The organism is Collinsella sp. AK_207A (assembly GCF_902501965.1).
Lineage (GTDB): Bacteria > Actinomycetota > Coriobacteriia > Coriobacteriales > Coriobacteriaceae > Collinsella.
Genome location: NZ_CABWID010000010.1, coordinates 421,520 through 438,238, shown reverse-complemented (window position 1 = coordinate 438,238; position 16,719 = coordinate 421,520). Strand labels below are relative to the sequence as shown.

Below are 16,719 nucleotides of genomic sequence, written 5' to 3'. Positions count from 1 at the left end.
GCGCAGTCCCCGCTCAAGCTAGTACGTCAGGTCTCCCCGCTTCAGGCGACCGCGGAACACCCGGTACGCCACCACGTGGTACACCAGCACGATGGGCACGCCGATGAGGGCGATCCCGAGCATGATGGCGAGCGTCAGGTCACTGCCCGCCGCATGCTCGATGGTGATGGCGAACGCCGGCTTAGTCGCGTTGATGAGATTCGGGAACAGCGTGGACGCCGCAATGCCCACGAGCGCGGCGCAACCCAGCTCCTCGACCAGGAAGGCACGCAGATCGCAGCCGCCACGACCGGCAACGAGCAGGCTCACCGCGTAGAGCACGGCAAAGAACGCTGCCAGGAAGGTGACCTCCACGCCCGCGCCGTTCGGCACCACGGACACGAAGAAGCACGCGGACACAAAGGCGAAGACCAAGGCCTCGGCCAGCACCAGCTTGCCGCGCAGCGCGCGGGCACGCTCGGCCAGCTCGGCGCCTTCGGCATCCTCGGGGGCCTTGAGCGCGATCCAGGCGCTGCCCTGCACCAGCATGTGCACGAGCCCCAGCACGCCGCAAGAGAGGGTGAAGGGCGTGAGCAGCGTGAAGAACGTACCCGTGAAGTCGCCGTTGGCATCCAGCGGGATGCCCGCGATCACGTTGCCCACGGCCACGCCGCAGAGCAGCGCCGGCAGCAGGCTGCCGACCACGAACATCACGTCGTACAGACGCGCCCAGGCAGCGTCGTGCGCACGGAACTCAAGCGACACGGCGCGCACGATGAGGCCGAAGAGCACGAGCATGATAGCCAGATAGAAGCCGGAGAAGCTGGTGGCGTAGGCAGGGGCGAACGCGGCGAAGAGCGCACCGCCCGCCGTGAGGAGCCAGACCTCGTTGCCATCCCACACGGGGCCGATGGAGCGGCGAATGACCGCGCGGTCGGCCTCGCTGCGACCAAGCACCGGATACAGCACGCCGGCGCCCAAGTCAAAGCCGTCGAGCGCAAAGTAGCCAAAGATCAGCACGCCGATGAGCAGAAACCAGATGATTGCGAGCGGGCTCATGCGGACGCACCCCCCTTCTCGGCGGCGGCATCTGCCGTCGCATCAGCACCAAAGTACGACGGGGCGCTGTCCGCGTCCGCAACTGCGGCGTCCTTGGCGGCAGCCTCGCCCTCGGCCAGGAACGCCTCGGGGCCGGCCTTCACCGTCTTGCTGAGCATGCGCGCCCACACCACAAAGAGCAGGGTGTACACGGCAAGGAACAGCAGGATCGTGATCAACACCTGCCACGCAGGCACCGCGAGCGAGATGGCGTCCTCGACCTTGAGCTCGCCATAGACGATCCACGGGTAGCGGCCGAATTCCGTCACCATCCAACCGAACTCGATGGCCGCGATCGGCGCGATCCAACCGAGCGAAAGGATGACGAGCGGCCACTTGTGGTTGGCGAGCTTGCCCTTGAGCACGAGCGCTCCCAGAATGACCACGAGGATGATGGCGCCGTAGAGCGCGACCATCAGATGGTAGGACTGGAAGATCAGGTTCACGAACGGAGTGGTCTCGTCCGCGTCGAAGTCGTTGAGGCCGAGGTACTCCACCGTGGGGTCCATGTCGGCGAGGACCGAGGTACCACCGGGAATCCCCAAGGCGTAGGTCTGCTGGTTCTGTTCATCGACCCAACCAAAGAGCGAGAGCGCCACGGGCCCGGTCTCGTACTGACCCTCCATGGCGGCCAGCTTGGCCGGCTGCGTGCGGGCCACAGTGAGCGCTTGCTGGTGCGCGGCGGGCAGCATGGCCACGGCGCAGATGGCGCCCAGGATGACGCCCGTGCGCAGGAAGCCCTTGGCGATGCTCTGGACACGGCCCTTGAGCAGGTAATACGCGCCAACGCCGATGCAAACGAGCGCACCCATGGTCAGCACGGCCACGGCCACGTGGAAGTAGCGCGGCAGCGTGGACGGGTTGAGAGCGGCGGCTAGGAAGTCCGTGATCTGCGCCTTGGCACCGTTGGCGTCGTAGGCGATCTTATAGCCCGCGGGCGTCTGCATCCAGGAGTTGGCGATGATGATCCAGAGCGCCGAGAGCAGCGAGCCGGCCCACGAGAGCCAGGCCGAGAGGCGGTAGACCTTGCGCGACACGCGATTCTTGCCAAAGATCAGAATGCCGATGAACACGGACTCCATGAAGAAGGCGAAGAGCGCCTCGGCGGCCAACGGCGCACCGAAGATGTCGCCCACGAAGCGCGAGTAGTCGGCCCAGTTGGTACCGAACTGGAACTCCATGGTGATGCCCGTGGCCACGCCAACGGCGAAGTTGATGGCGTAGAGGCGGACCCAGAAGCGCAGCGCGGCGTCGTTCTCCTTGGAGCCGTCGCGGTACCACTTGGACGCCATGACGGCCGTGACCAGGCCGACGCCAATGGACACCGGAACAAAGATGTAGTGATAGAGCGCAGTTAAACCAAACTGGATGCGAGCCAGGACGACGGGATCGTTCAGCCAGCCCATGCGCATCACCCCTCCCCTTGTGCGAGCAGCGCCGCGGAGAGGCGCCCCCGCGGCGTTCATGTGCAGATGGCTCATATATAGCACAGAATGGCGTCCACGTTCATGGGTCGAGCCAGATATGCCACCTTTTTAACATCATATTGGGGTGAACGGTAGGTTGGGGGCTAGCCCCAGCGTCTCGCCCGCCCCGCAACGCAACCCAATGCCACCCGCTACGAGAACTGGCTGTTGTACAGCTCCGCGTACGCGCCGTCCGCGGCGAGCAGTTCCTCGTGGGTTCCCTGCTCCACGATGTTGCCGTGGTCCATCACCAGGATCAGGTCGGCGTCCACGATCGTCGAGAGCCGGTGCGCGATCACAAAGCTCGTGCGCCCGTACATGAGCGCCTCCATGGCGCGCACAATCGCCTGCTCGGTCCGCGTGTCCACGCTGCTCGTAGCCTCGTCCAAAATGAGGATCGCCGGATCGCAGAGCATGGCGCGGGCGATGGTCAGCAGCTGGCGCTGGCCCTGACTGATGCTCTCCGCGTCACCTGAGAGCATGGTGTCGTATCCCTGGGGCAGCGTGTGCACGAAGAAGTCCACGTGCGCCGCCTTGGCGGCGGCCACCACCTCGTCGCGCGAAGCACCGGGACATCCGTACGCGATGTTCTCCGCAATGGTCCCCTCAAAGAGCCAGGCGTCCTGCAGCACCATGCCGAACTGCCGCCGCAGATCGGCCCGCGTCAGCCGCCGCGTATCCACGCCGTCGAGCGTGATGCGGCCGCCGTCGATTTCGTAGAAGCGCATGAGCAGGTTGATGAGCGTCGTCTTGCCCGCGCCGGTCGCGCCCACGATGGCCACCTTCTGGCCCGGCTCCGCCACGAGCGACACGTCGCGCATGAGCGGCTTCTTCGCTTCGTAGCCAAAGCGCACATGCTCAAAGGCCACGCGGCCCTCCACGTTGCGCGGCAACTCGGCCGGCTGCGCGGGGTCGGGTTCAACCTCCTCCTCGTCGAGCAGGCGGAACACGCGCTCGGCAGCGGCAAGCGCCCCCTGGAGCATGTTGATGGTCATGGACATCTGCGTCAGGGGCTCGGATGCTGTGTTGACGTACTGGAAAAACGCCTGGAACACGCCGACGGTCAGCCGCCCCGCCACGAGCATGCCGCCCGCCATCATGCCGATGATCACGAGCGCGATACGCCCCAGGAAGCGAATAGCCGGCCCCGCCGCATTGGTCAGCGAGTCCGCGATCGTGCTCGTGCGCGCCAGCTCCTCGGCGGCGGCACGCATCTCCGCGGCACTCGCCTGCTCGCGGCCGAACGCCTTGATGACGGCGCGCCCGCTATAGGCCTCCTCGACGCTGCTCGTCAGCTTGCCCACGGCCGCCTGCCGCGCGGAGGCGATGCTGAGCGTGCGGGCCGCGATAACCTTCGTCGCAGCGAACGAGAGCAGCATGAAGAACACGTACACGCTCGTGAGCAGCAGGTTGTAGCGAGCCATCATGATGACGGCGCCCGTGAGCATGAGGACGGCGATAATCAGCTGCAGCACGCCGCGCTGCAGGACCTCGGACACCTTGTCCAGGTCGTTCGTGGCGCGGCTGATGGTATCGCCCGGCTGCCGTGCGTCGTAATAGCGCAGCGGCAGGCGCTCGAGCTTGGCCGCGATGCGGTTGCGCAGGCTCAGGTTCAGACGCTCGGCAAAGCTCGACATCACCATGGCCTGGACGGTGTAGAAAACCCAGGCGATGGTCCAGATCACCAGGTAGATTACGATTTCGCGCCCGCCGGTCTCCATGGTGACGACAAAGCCCTCGCCGCGCTCGAACATCGCCTGGATACGACCCCAGAGCAGGTCGAGCAGATAGGCGCTGTAGGCGGGGGCGGCCAGGCTGAACACCACGAAGCCCACCGCCGAGAGCGCGGCCACCACCAGACGCCAACGCATGCCGGCCGCTGCCTCCCAGAGGCGCCATGCCGTGCCGAGGGCGTCCGCGGGCACCTCGACCTCTTCCGTCGCGGCAGCTTGCGCGGCGGTTTGCGCGGCGACCTGCGCGGCACGCCGCTCATCGCCCCGCGCGTCACCCACCTGCACGCGCTCGTTCTCGCTAGACATGGCTCTCCTCCTTCCTAGCCTGAGAGTCCGCGATGGCCCGGTACGTGGGGCACTCCTCCATCAGCTGCTCATGCGTACCCACGCCGACCACCTCACCCTCGTTCAGCACGACGATCTGGTCCGCATGGGCAATCGTGCTCACGCGCTGGGCGATAATGAGCACCGCGGCGTCCTTCAGCTCGTCCTTGAGCGCGTGGCGCAGCGCCGCATCCGTTTTGAAGTCCAGTGCGGAGAAGCTGTCGTCAAAGATGTAGAGGTCGGCGCGGCGCACGAGCGCGCGGGCAATGGCCAGGCGCTGTCGCTGCCCGCCGGAGAAATTGGTACCGCCCTGCGAGACGCGCGTGGCCAGCCCCTCGGGCAACTCGTGCACGAAGGCCCCCTGAGCCGTGTCGACCGCATGCCAGAGATGCTCATCCGTAGCATACGCATCGCCATGGCGCAGGTTCTCCGCAATGGTCCCCGAGAAGAGCCACGCCTTCTGGGGCACATAGGAGATGCGCGCCCGCAGGTCCGCCTGCGTGAGCTCGCGCACGTCCACGCCGCCGAACAGCAACCGGCCGGCCGTCACGTCGTGGAAGCGCAGGAGCATCTTGGCGATGGTGGATTTGCCGGAACCCGTGTTGCCGATGATGGCGCAAGTCTCGCCGCGTCGCAGGGAGAAGTCCAGGTCGTGCAGAGTATCCTCGTCCGCATCGTGAAAACGGAGCGAGACGTGGTCAAAGCGCGCCACCTCCGCGTGGGCGCTTGCGCGCTCACCCGCGCCCCCCTCGCCCAGCACCGCCGGCGTCGCCGGGTCCCCCACCTCGGGCGCCAGGTCGACCACCTGGCTCGCGCGACCAAGGCACGCCAGCGCGCGCGGCACCGAGAGCATGGCGAATTGGGCCATCATGTAGAAGAACATGATGAGCATGGCGTACTCGATCAGCGCCGTGATGGAGCCGATCTGCATGGCATGCGTGCCCACGCGGTCGGCACCCAGCCAAATGACGAGCACCTCGACCCCGTTCATCAGGAAGAACGTGAGCGAATCCGCCGTCGAGAACATGAGGTTCACGCGGATGGCGTTATCGGCGTAGTCCGAGAACGTGCGGTCCAGCTCGTGTTTGGCCACCTCCTCGCGCCCAAAGGCCCGCACCACGCGCACGCCGGTTATGGTCTCGCGCAGGCGCACGTTCATACGGTCGATGAAGGCCTGCAGGCGCGTGAAGATGGGCGCTGAGACCTTCACGGTCACCACGGAGACCGCCACCACGGCGAGCGTCACCGTCAAAAGCAGCCAGCCCATGACCGCGTCGATGGAGAACGCCAGTCCCACAGCGATAACGCTCATTACCGGCACCGGCAGGATCATGATGATTCCCATGGCAAGCGTTTGCTGCACCACGTTGGCGTCCGAGAGCGTGCGCGTGATCATGGAACCGGTGCCAAAGCGCTCAAAGTCGGAACCAGAGTACGCGAGCGACGCCTCGTACACCGCCATACGCATGTCGCGCCCCACGTTGGCGGCAAGCTTGGAGGCCAGGTAGATGGCCGTGATGGCACCACCAGACCCGCAGATGGACGCCACGAGCATGCGAACGCCGTGAACGAGGAGGTCGGTCGATCCGTTCGGCGACAGGGCCGCGTTAATCATGGCGGAAAGCTCTGTTGGCACGTAGAGCATGCCCGTCATGTCGAAGATGAGGGCCACCGCCGTCGCCAACGCAAGGCGGCGGTAGGGTTTGATGAGCCGCGCAAGCAGACGCAGGGAGTCCCGCAGGGTGTAGTCCTCCTGCTCGACTCCTGCTTCTTGCCTATTCGTAGCGGCGGCTTCCTGCGCCATCGGCTGCTCCTTCGTCTTAGATGCGGGGTGAAATCGATTTGGTTATGCGGCGGGCGCCACGGAAAATGCCCTAGGGCGCCGGGCGCGGGACGGCGCCGGGGTCCGCCATGGCCCCCTCGCCCGGACGTTCATCAGAAGCGGCTGTCATGGCCGCGTCGTCGCGCTTCGCCATCTCGCGAAACTCCACCTCAAGAGCCTGCGTGTACTTGCGCGTGAGCCGAAGCAGCGTCGCCCGCTCGCTCGCGTCGAGCGAGAGAAACGCGTGCCGCTCGGCCTTCATGGCGGGCTCAACGTTGATGCCGGTGAACGCATGGCCGGCATCCGTCAAGCGCGCGCCCTTGTTCTTCCTGCTCCCCTCGCAGAAAAAGAGCTCGATGAGCCCCCGTCCCTCCAGACTCTTCAGCGCGGAGTTGATGGTCTGCTTGCTATACGCCCAGGAATCGCAGATATCGCGCAGCGACGCCTCGCCGCCGGCGCGGGTCAGGTCGTAGAGCATCCAATATGCGCAGGTGGAGAGCCCGCAGCTGCGGGCAAACTGCATGTACAGCTTGTCCGCGGCGTTGTAGAGGTAATCCAGCGCCGCCGGGCTCTCGATATCCTCCGCCATGGTCCCTCCTCGCACCTCGCATAAAAAAGTCCGAATCCGGACTGTCATACAACCAGTTTAGTCCGGTTTCGGATGATGTCAAGCAGGAGCGTGGTGTGCCGAAACGACTCCGGCGCACCAGGCTCTTATAAGTATAGGGGGTTGTTTGTACGTTGGGACTGTCCCGTTGTACCACGTGCGCCTACAGGTAGGCGACGACCTTGATCTCGACCTTGGCACCCTTGGGAATGGCAGCAGCCTCAAAGGCGGCGCGGGCCGGATAGGGAGCCTCGAAGAACTCGGCGTAGACCTCGTTCATCGCCGCGAAGTCGTTGATGTCGTCCAGGAGCACCGTCGTCTCGGCCACGTTTGCCATGGAAGCGCCGGCGGTCTCAAGAATGTTCTTGATGTTAGTCAGGCTCTGACGCGTCTGCGCGGCAACGTCCTCGCCCGCGAACTCGCCTGTCTCGGGCAAGATGCCCAGCTGTCCGGAAACATGAATCACGTTACCCGCACGCGTACCTGCAGAATAAGGGCCAAGCGCTGCCGGCGCCTTGTCGGATACGATTGCCTCGATCGCCATGGATTGCCTCCTTTGCCGTTGACCGGCGGACCTTCCGCCTGCGCCGATTGTCACACAAAACACGGTGCCCCGTCAGACGGGGCACCGGTTAGGGGAAACGTTTACGTAGATCCATGCGCCGACGCGCCAAGGCGCCGCACCGGATACCGTTATTCGGGACGGACCCAGCCCTCCTGAATAGACTCGTGGAAGGTGGCGTCGCGGCACAGATCGTGAATCGACTTGCCATCCAGCCAGGGAAGCTCGATCAGCTCGGAAAGCGTGGTGACGAGCTCGGAGCAGTCGGTGAACCGACCCATCGGGTTGAGCTTCTCGCAGTCCTGCACGCGCCAGTACCCATCGGTGTGGGTGACGTAGTACTCATGGCCGTCCACGTCCATGAACACGCGCGTCTTGGAGCGCAGGTACGCAAGGAGCTCCTCGAAATCTACCGCAAGGGTATCGTCTGCCTTCACTCCCATGGAGACCTCCCTGAGTTCGCGCGCCGGCAGGCTCGCACCGAACGGCATCGGACGCCATCCGCATCGGGCAACCTCGGCGCTGAATCAATCCGTTGTCTTCAATTAACCCTTACGGATGCGAGATTATGCAGACAAATTGGCCGACGGCCCGTTTGGTCGAGCAGCGGTCGCTGAGAATGGACCGATTGCGCCCCTCGCGTATGGCGAATCCCGTACGCCGCATCACGCGGTAAACGGCCACTCCCCCGCCGCCAGCTCCTCAACAGCCGCGGCAACCGCATCGTCCGCGCAGGCCCCGATATGCCAGCGCGCCGTTTCAGTCACCTCGGGAACCGCGTTGGCCACCGCAACGGAATGCTCCACCACGCGCAGCATGGAGAGGTCGTTGGTGCCGTCGCCGAAGACGACCACCTCATCGAGCCCCACGCCTAAATGTCTGCAGAGCCAGCGAACCGCCTCGCCCTTGTTCCACCCGCGCGTCATGACGTTGAAGTAGCACGGGTAAGCGCGGTCGAGCGAGACCTCGGGTACGACGCCCTCCACGAGCCGCTGCAGGGCATTGGCGTCCTCAACGGTGCCCCCGGTGAACACGTTGGCCTTGATCACCGGAAAACTCGGGATCTCGGACGTGGGCACGCAGCACTCCGCATACGCGGGGAAGGTCTTAGCGAGTGCGTCGCGCGCGGCGGCGAGGTCGCCCCGCTCACCCGTCATGAGGAGCGGTGTGGTCCCGTCAAAGCAGATGAATCCCGCGCCTGGCACGCCGTCGACCACGTCGCGCAGGCGTTCGACCACCGGAGCGGTGAGCGTCCTCTCCATCACCTTCCGGCCATCTGCGTATGCCTGCAGTCCGTTCGTGGCGATGGCCGTGGCGCAGCACGCGGTGTCTCCGCCAAAGAACGGTGGAATCTGCGCGAAACTCCGTCCGCTGCAGGGACCGATCGCGATACCCGCGTCGAGCGCTGCGTGGAAGGCAGCCACGGTACGCTCGGACACCTGCTTCTCGCCCGCAGGCAGGATCGTCGCGTCTATATCGGAGAGGATGAGCTTGATTGCCATGGTTCGCCTTTCACCTTCGCGACCTTCGCTGCGCCATCACCGCACAAGGATACACGGACGACCGTGGATGGTTCCGGCTTGGGTATAACAGCGTGGGCACGTCAACCGGCAAAGGAGATCGCCATGGATACCTACGAAACCCTACTTACCCGCCGCAGCTGCCGCGCGTACGACCCCGATCGACCGGTCGACCGGGAAACGCTCGAGAAGGTCGTCGAGGCCGGCCGATTTGCCCCCAGCGGTATGGGTCGCCAGCCCGTCCACTTCGTCGTGGTGACCGACCGCGCCACGCGCGACCGCCTCTCCCGCATGAACGCAGCCATCATGGGCAGCAGCGCAGACCCGTTCTACGAGGCGCCCGCAGTCATCGTGGTGCTGGTAGACAATCAGGTTCCCACCTCGCAGGACGACGGCGCGCTCGCTCTCGGCAACCTGATGAACGCCGCGCACGCGCTGGGTGTGGAGAGCTGCTGGATCCACCGTGCAGAGGAGGAGTTCGACTCCGCCGAGGGGCGCGAGCTCCTGAGCCAATGGGGGCTGCCCGCCGACGGTTCGCTCCGCGGCATCGGTCACTGCATCCTGGGCTACGCACCCGCCGGTGCGCCCGCGCCCTTGGCAAAACCCCGCAAGGAGAACGTCATCTGGGTCGATTAACCGGCCAGCGCACACCCCGCGTGGGAGAAGAACGCTAAAGTGTAGAGTTTTACCGCGCCCGTCCCTGTAACCAGCCATACAACAAGAAACCCGCAGGCCCCTGACCTGCGGGTTTCTTGTTGTACCTATTGCCCTATCAGGCAACGGCATCCAAAACTCTACACTTAAGCGTTTATCTCGGCTGCTTGGCCCGATCTAGCGCTGGGAACGAAGTTCTTGGAGCTCCCGCTCCACATCGATCAGGTTCTTGGCCATGAGCTTGACGATCTCGGTGCCGGCCATCTGGTCCTCGGCGTGCAGCAGGATGAGCGGGGCAACCGGCTCGCGCTCATCCGCGGCGTCGGCTTGCAGCAGCTTCATGTGCACGTCGTGCCCGCCGTTGTACGCCTCGTCGCCCTGCTTCATCAGGTCGGCGGCGCCATCGAAATCGCCCTTCTTGGCCGCCTCGACCGCATTGATGTAGCAGCTCTTGGCCGTACCCACGTAGCTAATGATCTCGAAGCAGGTCATCTGCAGGGCTTCCAGGTCCTCCATAGCCATGTTCCGCACCTAGCCGATCTTGGCGAGCGCGCCGTCGATGATCTTGGCGGCATTCATGCGACCGTAGTCGGCCATGGGAATGACGTCCACGGGAATGTTCTTGCCCGCGCAGGCCTTCTCGAAGTCGCCCTTGGCGTAGCCGATCTGGGGCCCGAGCAGCACGATGGACGCGTCGTCAAGATGATCCATGGCCTCGTTCAGCGGACGGGCCTCGATGGTGACCTCAAGCCCGCGAGCAGCGGCGTCCTTCTGCATCTTCTGCACCAGCAGGCTGGTGGACATGCCGGCGTTGCAGCAAAGAAGTATCTTCTTCATGGTGGTTCCCTTCTAACCGGGGCCACGGCGACCCCTCCATTGTACCCAGCGAATCACGTCCGCCAGCGCGGTGGCAAGGCTGCCGTTCCAACCCTGCCACCGTTCCAAGCAGACGTTCCCTTGGCGTTCCTAGCGCGAGCCTTACGCCTCGAGCTCCTCAACCTGCAGCTCCTGGGCGCGCTCGGAAGCCTTCATAAAGGGCAGGTAGATGGCCATACCGATGATGATCTCGATGATCTGCCACACGGCGGCGCGCCAATCCATGCCCGTGGCGAGCAGCGCGGAGATCACAGGAGGCGTGGTCCAGGGCACCTGGGCAACGCAGGGCCCGATGATGCCGGCGCAGGTCAGGCCGTAGGTGGCGGCGATGAAGATATCCGGGACGATGACGAACGGGATGATCAGCGGCAGGTTGTACACGATGGGGTAACCGTAGATAACCGGCTCGTTGATGTTGAACAGACCGGGCAGGATGGCCATCTTGGCAACGGTCTTGCTCGTCTTGCTCTTGGAGAACAGGAAGGTGTCGAGCAGCAGCATGAAGGTGCAGCCAGAACCGCCGATGAGGGCGAAGGAGTTGATGATCTGCATGTTCATGTAGTGGTCGGCCGGGATGGGCTGGCCGGCGGCGAAGGTGGCCATGTTGTCCACGATGAGCATGGTGAGGATCGGCTCAAGCAGCACGCCGGAGATGGTGGACTGGTGGATGCCCAGGCAGAAGAGCAGGTTCGCCAGGGTGTAGATGAGCACGACGGCCCACGGGCCAGCGTTCATGATGCCCTTGAGCGGGGTGGAGATGAACGTGGAGATGATGGTCATCAGGTCGGTGGAGAACGCCACGGCGAGCACGGCGGAGACCACACCGAAGATGGAGAGGGAGAGCAGCATCGGGATCATGACGTTGAAGGAGTTGGCAACCGCAGGGGGCACGCCCTCGCCCAGGTTGACCTTGAGCTTCTCCACGCCGGAGATCTTGATGAACACCGTCACGGCGGCAAGGCCGATCAGGATGGCGCCGAACAGGCCGTTGGTGCCCGTGTTGGCGGTGGACAGCGCGCCGGTCACAGCTGCGGAGGTGACCTTATCGGTCAGCAGCGGCGAGGTGGCGGCCAGGTTCGCGGTGACCGTCTGCGGCATCATGATGACGAGCGCGGAGATGCCCACGACCACGCAGGCCAGCGGGTTGTCGAAGCGCTCGTTGCGCGCCAGGCAGTAGCCGATGAGGCCCGCCAGGATCAGCGCGGACACGTTGAGGGTGCCGAGCGTCAGCGCGGAACCCCAGGTCTGGACGTTCGCCAGCACCTCGGCGTTGGGCGCAAAGCCCGTGTCTCCCCAGATGTAGGCGAACACCACGTTGTTCACCAGGACCGCGATGCCCGCCAGGATGTACAGCGGCATGATGGTGGCAAACGCGTCGCGCAGGGTGCGCAGGTGGACCTGGTTGCCCACCCTGGCGGATACCTCGGCGAATTTGTCGAGGAACGCCTGTCCCTTTCCTTCGGCCATTATGGCTCCTTCCCTATCCGTCCGGGACTCCTGTTCGCCCGGCACGTTCCTGTGTTTTGCGCGGGGCGGGCGCGGCATTGCGACACCCGTCCCGCGGCTTGTTCTTGCTGCTACTTCACCACGTGCGTGGTAGCCACCTCGCGCAGCCAGTCGGCCGAGCGCTTGAGACGGCGCTTATAGCCGTCCATGAGGTCAACCTCAACGAAGCCGTAACGGTTCTTGAATGCGTTGGACCAGCTCCAGTTGTCGATAAGGCCCCAATAGTGGTAGCCCTTGCAGGGCGAACCCGCCTCGATGGCGCGGGCGAGAGCCTCCAGGTGACCGCGCACGAAGTCCACGCGGTACGGGTCCTCGATGCGGTAGTCGTCCCCGCGGTGCAGGTGCTCGTCCATGACGCCCATGCCGGACTCGGACACGAACCACTCCAGACCGGGGTAGTTGTCGCGCACATCGATGCCAAAGTCGTAGAGGCCCTCGGGGTAGATCTCCCAGCCGCGGCTCTCGTTCATCACGGCATCGGGCCACACGTACTCGTCCGCAAAGCGCGGCAGACCGTACTCGTCCACCTTACTCGCCGGCGCCTGCACGCGCGTGGGGTGATAGTAGTTGCAGCCGAGCCAGTCGACGACACCCTGCTTGAGGATCTCTGCATCGCCCGGACGAATGGGCAGGTGCACGCCGTTCTCGGCGAGGGTGTCGAGTACGTCGACGGGCAGTTCACCCTTGGTGATGAGGTCGAGCCACCAGCGGTTGTTGATGCCGCCCATCATGCGCACGGCCTCAAGGTCCTCGGGCGTGGGATTCTCGCGCGTGTACGTAGGGGTGAAGGCGTTGATGAGACCGATCTTGGCGTCGGCGCGCACCGTGCCGTCGGCCTGCGCGGCGCGGAAGTTGGCCGTGGCCAGCGCATGCGCAACCGAGATGTGGTACTGCACCACGCGAGCGCGACCAAAGTCGTGCAGCTTGGGATACCAGACGCCCGCCTGGAAGCGCTGCTCGGGCTCGACCGTGGGCTCGTTGAATGTGAACCAGTGCTTGACCTCCTGGCCGAACTCGGCAAAGGCCTTGGCGGCGTAGGCGGCATAGGCCTCAACAACCTCACGGCTCTCCCAGCCACCTCGGCGGAACAGGAAGGTCGGCATGTCAAAGTGGTACAGGTTGACGAAGCACTCGAGCCCGGCCTCGCGCGAAGCGCGGAAAAGCTCGTGGTACCAGGCAGCACCCTCGGGATTGATGTTGCCGTCCTCGTCGAGAAGGCGGCTCCACTGGATGGAGGTGCGGTAAGTAGTCAGGCCAAGATCGGCCATGATCCGCAGGTCTTCCTGGTACTTGGCCATAAAGGCGTTGCCCGCGTAGCTACCCACGCGGTTGTAGAAGTCGGAGAGGTTCTCCTGGGACCAGGTGTCCCATAGGTTCTCGAGCTTGCCGCCCGTGTTCCACTCGCCCTCGGTCTGCGGGCCCGACATGGCCGCGCCGAAGAAGAAATCATCGGGCAGGGTGAATTGCTCCATCTGTCCTCCCTGGCTTGTCTGAGGTGGTTCGACCCGTGCGACGCTTCCTTTCATAGGATGTGTCGCGCTTGTCGATATGGATTATAGCGCTTTAATTTTTTGCGTGAAGCGTTTTTTGAGTTCTTTGCTCGCGGTATTATTTATTGGGTAAACGAAAACGGAGGAGATAAAGCGTCCGCCCCTGCAATGTGCGAAGGTTTTCGCGCTATGCTGATCGCAATTGAGATGAGGTGCCCGATGATCCCCAAGTACGAAGTCATAGCCGCCGACATTCGCCGCAGCATCGAGGACGGCACCCTCAAGCCCGGCGAGAAGCTCCCCACCGTGGTGGAGTTCTGCGACCTCTATGGCGTGAGCAAGATCACCGTGCGCCGCGCCATCGAGCGCATGACCGAGGACGGCCTGGTCACGAGCCGACGAGGCTCCGGCACGTATGTCAAGGAAGCCGCCGGCATGGCGCTCGACGCGGTCTCCGGCGGGCGCTCGGACCGCGCGGGCGGCTTCACTTCCGAGCACCAGGGTCAGAAAGTCGAATCGGTCGTCTACGACTTCAAGATAGTGAATCCACCCGCGGGCATCGCCCGCCAGCTCAACCTGGATGCCGACGACTTTGCCTACTTCGACTGCCGCGTGCGCGTGCTGGACGGCACGCCCATCGTCATCGAGTACACGTACATGCCGCTCGACCTCATCCCCGGCTTTAAGAAGAAGAACCTCTACGGGTCCGTCTACAGCTATATCCAAAACGAGCTGGGGCTCAAGATCTCCAGCTTCCACCGCATCATCCGGGCGGTTCCCGCCACCGAGGAGGAAGCCGAGCGGCTGCAGGTTCCCACCGGAGCCCCCTTGCTCGAGCTGGAGCAGGTCGGCTTCCTCGACAGTGGCGTCCCATTTGAGTATTCCATCTCGCGAAACGTCGGAAACCGCTACGAGCTGCACGACGTGACGCTCGCGTAAGAAGAAAACACCGCGCGACCGGCCCTCCATAAAGAGAAGACCGGTCGCGCGGTGCAACGAGCCCGATTGCCCCGCGCTTACTCCACCGTCACGCTCTTGGCGAGGTTGCGCGGCTGGTCAACGTCGCATCCGCGCAGAATTGCCACCTCACGCGCGAGCAGCTGCAGGGGCACCGTCGCCGTAATGGGCACGAAGGCGTCGCGCACCTTGGGGATGTAGATCACATGGTCGGCGATCTGCTTGATCTCCTCGTCGCCCTCGGTGGCCACGGCGATGATCATCGCGCCGCGGGCCTCGCACTCCTTCAGGTTGCTCACCGTCTTGTCGTACACGGGGCTCTTGGTGGCGATGGCGATAACCGGGAAGCCCTGATCGATGAGCGCGATGGGGCCGTGCTTCATCTCGCCGGCAGCGTATGCCTCCGCGTGCAGGTAGCTGACCTCCTTGAGCTTGAGCGCACCCTCGTAGCTGATGGCCGCGCCCATGCCGCGGCCCACGAAGAGCGCCGACTGCGCGTCTTTGCACGCGAGCGCCGCCTCGTGGATGGCCACCTGCTGGGTGTACAGGATGTGCTGAATCTGCTCGGCGGTGTCGCCCAGCTCGCGAAAGAGCATGCGCACCTGACCGGTCGTCAGTTTGCCCTTCACCTGGGCGAGCAGCATGGAGAGCAGCGTGAGCGAGACCACCTGGCCGATGAAGCTCTTGGTGGAGGCCACCGCGATCTCCTTGTTGGCCTTGGTGTAGATGACGCCGTCGGACTCGCGCGCCACGGGGCTGCCCACCACGTTCGTGATGCCGAAGACCTTGGCACCCTTGATGCGCGCGTCGCGGATGGCGGCGAGGGTGTCGGCCGTCTCGCCGGACTGGCTCACGGCTACCACGAGCGTGGACGGCGTGATGATGGGGTTGCGGTAGCGGAACTCGCTCGCGGCCTCCACCTCGGTGGGGATGCGCGCCCAGCCCTCGATAAGGTTTTTGGCGATGAGTCCAGCATGGAAGCTCGTGCCGCAGGCAATCACGTACACGCGGTCCACCAGGTTCAGCTCCTCGTAGGTGAGGCCCAGTTCGTCGATGTCGAGCTCTCCGGCACCGGACATGCGGCCCACGAGCGTGTCGCGCACCACGCGCGGCTGCTCGCAAATCTCCTTGAGCATGAAGTCGGGGTAGCCGGCCTTCTCGGCCATATCCACGTCCCAGTCCACGTGCGTGACCTCGGGTTCGATAACGTTGCCCTCGGCATCGGTGTACTCGATGGCATCCGGCGTGAGCTTGGCGAACTGGCCGTCCTCGAGCACCACCACGTCACGCGTGGCGTCGATGAGGGCGATGACGTCGGACGCCACGTAGCTGCCGTGCTCGCCACGCCCGATGATGATGGGGTTGTCCTTGCGCGCCACAGCGATGGTGCCTGGCTCGTCCGCGCACACCGCGGCGAGGCCGTAGGCGCCCACCACGTAGGAGCAGGCATCGCGCACGGCGGCCATGAGGTCGTGGGTGGCCGGCTTGCCGGCCACCTCGTTGCCCTCGTAGGCTTCCTCGATGAGGTGGGCAAAGACCTCGGTATCGGTGTCGCTCTTGAACACGTGGCCGCGGCCCTCGAGCTCCTCGCGCAGCTCGGCGAAGTTCTCGACGATGCCGTTGTGGACCACGGCGATCTTGCCGTCGCAGCTCGTGTGCGGGTGAGCGTTCTTGACCGTGGGGCGCCCGTGCGTGGCCCAGCGGGTGTGGCCGATGCCGCAGGTAGCGGTGAGATCCTCGCGCGCGGCCAACTCGGACTCGAGGCCCTGCACCTTTCCCACGCGGCGGATGACGTCGAGCTTGACGGCGCCGTCCTCAGCGTAGTCCTCCAGCGCCACGCCCGCGGAATCGTAGCCGCGATACTCCATGCGCTTCAGCCCGGAGATGAGGATCTCCGCCGCCTTATTCGAACCGGTGTAACCAACAATGCCGCACATAGAGTCGCTCCTTGAGGTAGGCGGACAGATAGCAAGCAGATGGCGGCGCCGCGCCGGATGGGTGTGCGCGTCGGGCGGTCCGAGCACGTCGGGCGGGTTCGCCAACGCGGTTCATTGTAGCGAACGCACCCTCCCGGCCCGTGCCGCGGCGAGCCCATCGTGGTCACTTCATTGAAATACCAGTATGG

Annotated in this window: 15 protein-coding genes; 2 read left to right on the top strand and 13 right to left on the bottom strand. The window is 64.6% G+C overall.

The window, feature by feature from the left end; genetic code table 11:
* Positions 1-18: 18 nt before the first annotated feature.
* The 8 genes from cydB to GDJ97_RS03280 form a co-directional block, all read right to left on the bottom strand.
* Positions 19-1,038: a cytochrome d ubiquinol oxidase subunit II gene (gene cydB, locus GDJ97_RS03315; protein ID WP_152069778.1), complete on the bottom strand. Its 1,020-nt coding sequence runs from the start codon at positions 1,036-1,038 to the stop codon at positions 19-21.
* A complete protein-coding gene (locus GDJ97_RS03310; RefSeq protein ID WP_152069777.1) occupies positions 1,035-2,483 on the bottom strand; it encodes a cytochrome ubiquinol oxidase subunit I in 1,449 nt (482 codons plus the stop codon). The genes cydB and GDJ97_RS03310 overlap by 4 nt, the downstream gene beginning before the upstream one ends.
* A gap of 212 nt (positions 2,484-2,695) precedes the next feature.
* Entirely contained in the window at positions 2,696-4,582 is a 1,887-nt protein-coding gene (locus GDJ97_RS03305; RefSeq protein WP_152069776.1) for an ABC transporter ATP-binding protein, read from the bottom strand.
* On the bottom strand, positions 4,575-6,404 hold the full coding sequence (locus GDJ97_RS03300; protein WP_226808767.1) for an ABC transporter ATP-binding protein: 1,830 nt from the start codon (positions 6,402-6,404) through the stop codon (positions 4,575-4,577). The genes GDJ97_RS03305 and GDJ97_RS03300 overlap by 8 nt, the downstream gene beginning before the upstream one ends.
* A gap of 70 nt (positions 6,405-6,474) precedes the next feature.
* Complete coding sequence (locus tag GDJ97_RS03295) at positions 6,475-7,011, bottom strand: MarR family winged helix-turn-helix transcriptional regulator (RefSeq protein ID WP_152069775.1); 537 nt, start codon at positions 7,009-7,011, stop codon at positions 6,475-6,477.
* 181 nt (positions 7,012-7,192) lie between these two features.
* Positions 7,193-7,573, bottom strand: a complete 381-nt coding sequence (locus GDJ97_RS03290; RefSeq protein ID WP_152069774.1) for a Rid family detoxifying hydrolase — start codon at positions 7,571-7,573, stop codon at positions 7,193-7,195.
* A gap of 149 nt (positions 7,574-7,722) precedes the next feature.
* Positions 7,723-8,034 carry a CDP-alcohol phosphatidyltransferase gene (locus GDJ97_RS03285; protein ID WP_152069773.1) on the bottom strand — a complete coding sequence of 104 codons (312 nt, stop codon included), beginning with the start codon at positions 8,032-8,034 and terminating at the stop codon, positions 7,723-7,725.
* 222 nt (positions 8,035-8,256) lie between these two features.
* A complete protein-coding gene (locus tag GDJ97_RS03280; protein WP_152069772.1) occupies positions 8,257-9,093 on the bottom strand; it encodes an HAD-IIB family hydrolase in 837 nt (278 codons plus the stop codon).
* A gap of 123 nt (positions 9,094-9,216) precedes the next feature.
* On the opposite strand from GDJ97_RS03280, the gene GDJ97_RS03275 reads away from it, so the two are divergent.
* A complete protein-coding gene (locus tag GDJ97_RS03275; RefSeq protein WP_152069771.1) occupies positions 9,217-9,747 on the top strand; it encodes a nitroreductase in 531 nt (176 codons plus the stop codon).
* Between the two features lie 195 nt (positions 9,748-9,942).
* Here GDJ97_RS03275 and GDJ97_RS03270 read toward each other — a convergent pair whose 3' ends face one another.
* From GDJ97_RS03270 to GDJ97_RS03255, 4 genes are all read right to left on the bottom strand, one after another.
* On the bottom strand, positions 9,943-10,287 hold the full coding sequence (locus GDJ97_RS03270) for a PTS lactose/cellobiose transporter subunit IIA (protein WP_226808765.1): 345 nt from the start codon (positions 10,285-10,287) through the stop codon (positions 9,943-9,945).
* Positions 10,288-10,296: 9 nt separating this feature from the next.
* Positions 10,297-10,602 (bottom strand): PTS sugar transporter subunit IIB, encoded by a 306-nt coding sequence (locus tag GDJ97_RS03265; protein ID WP_152069770.1) that lies wholly within the window; start codon positions 10,600-10,602, stop codon positions 10,297-10,299.
* A 141-nt stretch (positions 10,603-10,743) separates the two neighbouring features.
* Complete coding sequence (locus GDJ97_RS03260) at positions 10,744-12,108, bottom strand: PTS sugar transporter subunit IIC (protein ID WP_152069769.1); 1,365 nt, start codon at positions 12,106-12,108, stop codon at positions 10,744-10,746.
* A 110-nt stretch (positions 12,109-12,218) separates the two neighbouring features.
* Positions 12,219-13,619 (bottom strand): glycoside hydrolase family 1 protein, encoded by a 1,401-nt coding sequence (locus tag GDJ97_RS03255; RefSeq protein WP_152069768.1) that lies wholly within the window; start codon positions 13,617-13,619, stop codon positions 12,219-12,221.
* 207 nt (positions 13,620-13,826) lie between these two features.
* On the opposite strand from GDJ97_RS03255, the gene GDJ97_RS03250 reads away from it, so the two are divergent.
* Positions 13,827-14,576 (top strand): GntR family transcriptional regulator, encoded by a 750-nt coding sequence (locus tag GDJ97_RS03250; protein WP_193221292.1) that lies wholly within the window; start codon positions 13,827-13,829, stop codon positions 14,574-14,576.
* 77 nt (positions 14,577-14,653) lie between these two features.
* On the opposite strand, the gene glmS is transcribed toward GDJ97_RS03250, so the two are convergent.
* Positions 14,654-16,531: a glutamine--fructose-6-phosphate transaminase (isomerizing) gene (gene glmS, locus GDJ97_RS03245; protein ID WP_152069766.1), complete on the bottom strand. Its 1,878-nt coding sequence runs from the start codon at positions 16,529-16,531 to the stop codon at positions 14,654-14,656.
* Positions 16,532-16,719 lie beyond the last annotated feature (188 nt).

Coding starts and splice junctions, on each gene's coding strand:
- glmS (WP_152069766.1), bottom strand. CDS start 16,531: ATGTGCGGCATTGTTGGTTACACCGGTTCGAATAAGGCGGCGGAGATC.
- GDJ97_RS03280 (WP_152069772.1), bottom strand. CDS start 9,093: ATGGCAATCAAGCTCATCCTCTCCGATATAGACGCGACGATCCTGCCT.
- GDJ97_RS03305 (WP_152069776.1), bottom strand. CDS start 4,582: ATGTCTAGCGAGAACGAGCGCGTGCAGGTGGGTGACGCGCGGGGCGAT.
- GDJ97_RS03300 (WP_226808767.1), bottom strand. CDS start 6,404: ATGGCGCAGGAAGCCGCCGCTACGAATAGGCAAGAAGCAGGAGTCGAG.
- GDJ97_RS03285 (WP_152069773.1), bottom strand. CDS start 8,034: ATGGGAGTGAAGGCAGACGATACCCTTGCGGTAGATTTCGAGGAGCTC.
- GDJ97_RS03260 (WP_152069769.1), bottom strand. CDS start 12,108: ATGGCCGAAGGAAAGGGACAGGCGTTCCTCGACAAATTCGCCGAGGTA.
- GDJ97_RS03290 (WP_152069774.1), bottom strand. CDS start 7,573: ATGGCGATCGAGGCAATCGTATCCGACAAGGCGCCGGCAGCGCTTGGC.
- GDJ97_RS03295 (WP_152069775.1), bottom strand. CDS start 7,011: ATGGCGGAGGATATCGAGAGCCCGGCGGCGCTGGATTACCTCTACAAC.
- GDJ97_RS03250 (WP_193221292.1), top strand. CDS start 13,827: ATGCTGATCGCAATTGAGATGAGGTGCCCGATGATCCCCAAGTACGAA.
- GDJ97_RS03310 (WP_152069777.1), bottom strand. CDS start 2,483: ATGGGCTGGCTGAACGATCCCGTCGTCCTGGCTCGCATCCAGTTTGGT.
- cydB (WP_152069778.1), bottom strand. CDS start 1,038: ATGAGCCCGCTCGCAATCATCTGGTTTCTGCTCATCGGCGTGCTGATC.
- GDJ97_RS03270 (WP_226808765.1), bottom strand. CDS start 10,287: ATGGCTATGGAGGACCTGGAAGCCCTGCAGATGACCTGCTTCGAGATC.
- GDJ97_RS03255 (WP_152069768.1), bottom strand. CDS start 13,619: ATGGAGCAATTCACCCTGCCCGATGATTTCTTCTTCGGCGCGGCCATG.
- GDJ97_RS03275 (WP_152069771.1), top strand. CDS start 9,217: ATGGATACCTACGAAACCCTACTTACCCGCCGCAGCTGCCGCGCGTAC.
- GDJ97_RS03265 (WP_152069770.1), bottom strand. CDS start 10,602: ATGAAGAAGATACTTCTTTGCTGCAACGCCGGCATGTCCACCAGCCTG.